4 protein-coding genes and 1 pseudogene are annotated in these 3,547 nt (G+C 57.6%); all 5 read right to left on the reverse strand.

Features of this window, described 5'->3' with window-relative positions; genetic code table 11:
• Nucleotides 1–127 precede the first annotated feature (127 nt).
• A complete protein-coding gene (locus B5F87_RS20130) occupies nucleotides 128–970 on the reverse strand; it encodes an ATP-binding protein (RefSeq protein ID WP_087284409.1) in 843 nt (280 codons plus the stop codon).
• The gene (locus B5F87_RS20135; protein WP_087284412.1) at nucleotides 967–1,761 is read right to left on the reverse strand and encodes a replication initiator protein A; all 795 of its coding nucleotides are present in this window, start codon (nucleotides 1,759–1,761) and stop codon (nucleotides 967–969) included. Before B5F87_RS20135 ends, B5F87_RS20130 begins: the two co-directional genes overlap by 4 nt.
• A gap of 72 nt (nucleotides 1,762–1,833) precedes the next feature.
• Nucleotides 1,834–2,220 carry a cysteine-rich VLP domain-containing protein gene (locus tag B5F87_RS20140; protein WP_087284415.1) on the reverse strand — a complete coding sequence of 129 codons (387 nt, stop codon included), beginning with the start codon at nucleotides 2,218–2,220 and terminating at the stop codon, nucleotides 1,834–1,836.
• A 15-nt stretch (nucleotides 2,221–2,235) separates the two neighbouring features.
• Nucleotides 2,236–2,565, reverse strand: coding sequence for a transposon-transfer assisting family protein (locus B5F87_RS20145; RefSeq protein WP_087284418.1), 330 nt, complete (start codon nucleotides 2,563–2,565; stop codon nucleotides 2,236–2,238).
• A pseudogene (locus B5F87_RS20150) lies at nucleotides 2,555–3,547 on the reverse strand (relaxase); the annotation flags it as partial. The gene B5F87_RS20145 and the pseudogene B5F87_RS20150, both read right to left, overlap by 11 nt.

A 3,547-nucleotide genomic window follows, 5' to 3' on the forward strand; every position in this document is an offset into this window, starting at 1 on the left:
GTGTCTTTCTTGAAATAGCCGGACACGACAAGGACGGAATTGCCCATGCGGATTTCCGTCACGCAGTCGGGGCGGCGGGCGGTGCGGGTGTCGTGCTGCTTGTTATCTGTCATAGGCAATACTCCTTTCAGTCGGTAATCAGTTTCTTCATGCTTTCCATTTTCCGCTGTGCGGTTTCCTGCCGGAAGTTGTCGCCGGTAAAGCGTACCGGGACGCACATGGAAAGCAGGCGGTCATAAATCCGGGAATGGGCGGTGTCCTCCGGGTTCCGCAAGTCGTCCAGCGTGAGGTTGGTCGTGACGATCAGCGGCTTGCCGCTGCGGTAACGGCTGTCAATCACATTGAAAACCTGTCCCAGCCCGTATTCCGTCCCGCGCTCCATGCCGAAGTCGTCAAGGATAAGCAGCGGATAGCGGCAAAGGCGGGAAATGTATTCGTTCCTGCCCTCGAAGCTGGCGGCAAGGTCATTGAGGATAAGGGCAAAGTTTGTCATGTGGACGGGGATTTCTTTCTCCATGAGGGCGTTTGCGATACAGCCCGCAAGGTAGCTTTTCCCGGTTCCCACGCCGCCCCAGAACAGGCAGCCGATGTTGTCGGCTCGCATATCCTCCCAATGCTCCACATACCGGCGGGCAATCCCGGTCTGCGGGTTCCTGCCGTTGTCGTTCTCAAAAGTCCAGCCCCGCATGGTGGGGTCGGTAAAGCCCCGGCGTTTCAGTTCTTCTACGGTGTCAAGGTGCCTGCGCCGCTTCTCGGCGGCCTCCCGTTCCTCGCGGGCGGCTCTCTGGCAGTCGCACTCTGCCGGGTGGCGGTCACGGCCAAAGACAGCGGCCTTATCCGGCGCAAAATAGGCTTCTTTCGGCTTGCGGCACTTGCCGCAGTAGAGTAAACCGTCCTCGCCGGTGTAGTCCTCCGGCTCCGGGGCTGTGGCGGTCATATTCTCCAAAACAGCGTTGATTTCGTTCTTCATAAACTCTCGCCCTCCTTGCATGAGTAGTCGGGTATGCCCTTTTTCGGGGCGCCCTTTTTGTCGTTCCCCGCCCATATCCGCAGGGCGGCGGCATAATTCTGGTAGCTTCTCCCGCTGGCGGCAAGGTAACGGCTCATTTCCTCAATGAACCGTTCCAGCCTGTCGGGGTATTCTGCCTGCAACTCGTCGTATTCGGTTTGTGACAGAAAAATATTCTGGTATCGGCCATAGGGCGCGGGCGGTTCCCCACTCGCTCCCATTGTTTGGCTCTCTGTAAGGTTGTTTATAGTAGTTTGGTTAGGGGACGGTTTTCCGACCATCATAAGGTCGGTTTTCTGACCATCATAAGGTCGGTTTTCCGGCTCTATGAGGGTCGGTTTTCCGGCCATCAGTTGGTCGGAAAACTGTACCTGTGGCACACGCGGCACTTTCACATACAGCCGGTTCGGTGCGGAGAAGCCGCCCCGTTCCCGTTCCAAAAGCCCCGCCATGTCCAGTTCATTCAGCGCCCCCTTTATGGTGGTGCTGCCTTTATCCAGTATTTCGGCTATCTCCGCGATGGGATAGATAATATAAATCCTGCCCTTATCGTCCTGCCATTTGTTTTTCTGGGAGAGGGTGGAGCGGTCTAACAGCAGCGAATACAGCAGCTTGGCGGTCTGGGAAATCTCCATTTTGAACAGGAAACGGGGATAAGGCAGATAGAGGGGCATGGTCGTGTCTGCCATGATATAATCAGCGATAGTATCACCTCCCTGTGTTCGGGTTGATTTTGGCGGTTTGTCACGCATTAGGACGGCGTTTCCGGGGGAAAAGGATAAATGTATCGCGCACCCTTTGACACCCACGAAAAAAGCTTTGATTTATGCGGGTTTGAAAGGCTCTAAAGCGTGACATCTCTGCCTTTGTTTCCGCTTTCTCTGGGCGGCTTTGAGTTTCTTCATGCGTCCGGCGCAGCCGGGGCAGTATTTTCCCCGGTTGGATTTGGGGACAAAGGCCGCGCCGCAGACGGCGCACCGTTTCCGGCTCCCCCGGTACAAGAGGGCTGCGGCCAGCTCCCCGTCAAGGGGCAGGACAGCTACACGGAACCACCGGCACATGAGGGAAAGGGAAATGCTCTGGACGCATACGCAAGGCTCCCCGTCGTCCAACAGCAGGCAGTTCCCCTCGTCGTAGTTACAGCACTCATGCACCAGCCGCCGCGCCCGCCGGTGCTGGCGGTAGTCCATGCGGGGCAGCTTATCGCTCATGGCGTTCACCGCCTTTCAGTGGTCAAGCCCCGGATTTTTCCGTATGGCTTCTTTCCGGCGCGGCTGCTTTGCTCTGGCCGTCTGCTCCTTTGCCGCAGCTATCCGGCGGCGGATTGACCTGTCCCGTTCTTCCAGAAAACGCGCTTTTGTATCAGCGATAAACTTGCTGCACACTGGCTCAGGTATCTGTTCCAGCCGGTTTATGGTGCGTTGGACAATCGCCCTTGTCTGCGCGTCCCGGATAACGGGGACAATCTCTTTCAGCCCCGCAAGGGTTTCCTCTTTGGTGGGGGCGGCGTACTGGTAAACCATTTCCAGTTCGCTCCTTGTAAATTTATCTCTCATGGCTCTGCTCCTTTCTGCGGTGCGGCTCGCTCCGGCGCAAAATCTGGTCGATGTTCCGCTTGACCGTCTGCAACTCCGCATACTGCTGCTTCTGTTCGTGATAGGTGTTATACAGGCCGGATTTCTTGGAAACAAGCTGCTCGATCTCGTCCTGCAACGCTTTCCGGGCAGGCAGCCTGGTAATGCCATGCTCCCGGAAATACCGGGCGGCGGCTTCGGCTATGATAAAGTCGCTCTCATGCGCCTGCCGGTATGCTTCGCGGGCTTTTGGGGATTTCTGCGCTTTCAGCCCGTCGCGGGCGGGCTTGGTCTTGGCGTAGGCCAGCACCTGCCGCTGCAACTCCTTTTTCCCTTGTAGCTTCGTTTCCAGTGCTTTCAGTTCGCTGCTGGTCTGGCGCATTTCCTGATAGGCGGTATCAACGGCGGCTTCTAACTGCTCCGGGGAAGTGAAGCCGTATTCCTGATACACATTCAGCGTCGCGGCCATTTGTTTGAGGTTGTGCATGGTTGCCCAGCGTTCATAGCCCCGGCCTTTGCCCTCGGCTTTCTTCTGCTCAATGTCCACAAGCCGCTGCACATTCGGGGCGGTTCGGGCGGCTCTGTCTGCCCGCAGTTGGTCTTGGATAGAGGGCGGGGTGCTGGATATAGCCGCGGCCTTTTCTGCGGCTCTGGCGGCGTTCTGCTCCAAAACGGCAAGGACAGCGGCGCGGTCAAAATCGTCGCCCAGCTTGCGGGCGGTAATGGTCTTTGTCCTGTCCGGCGTGAGGTAACTAAGCCGCCCCCGGCTCTCCTTGACGGCCACGCCCTCCCGCAGCAGCAAAGAGGAAAACTCGTCAAAGCTGGTGGCGGTGGCAAGGGCTTTCCGTATGGTCTGCCGCAGCTTCTCCTTGTTCGTTTCAAACTTGGTCTGCCGGGGCGTGATACCGCCTGCAATCATGGGGGCGTTCTGCTTGTCCAGCGCGGCCTGTCCCTTTTTCTGCGC

This window comes from Eubacterium sp. An3 (assembly GCF_002159465.1).
In the GTDB taxonomy this organism is placed as follows: domain Bacteria; phylum Bacillota; class Clostridia; order Lachnospirales; family Lachnospiraceae; genus Anaerobutyricum; species Anaerobutyricum stercoris.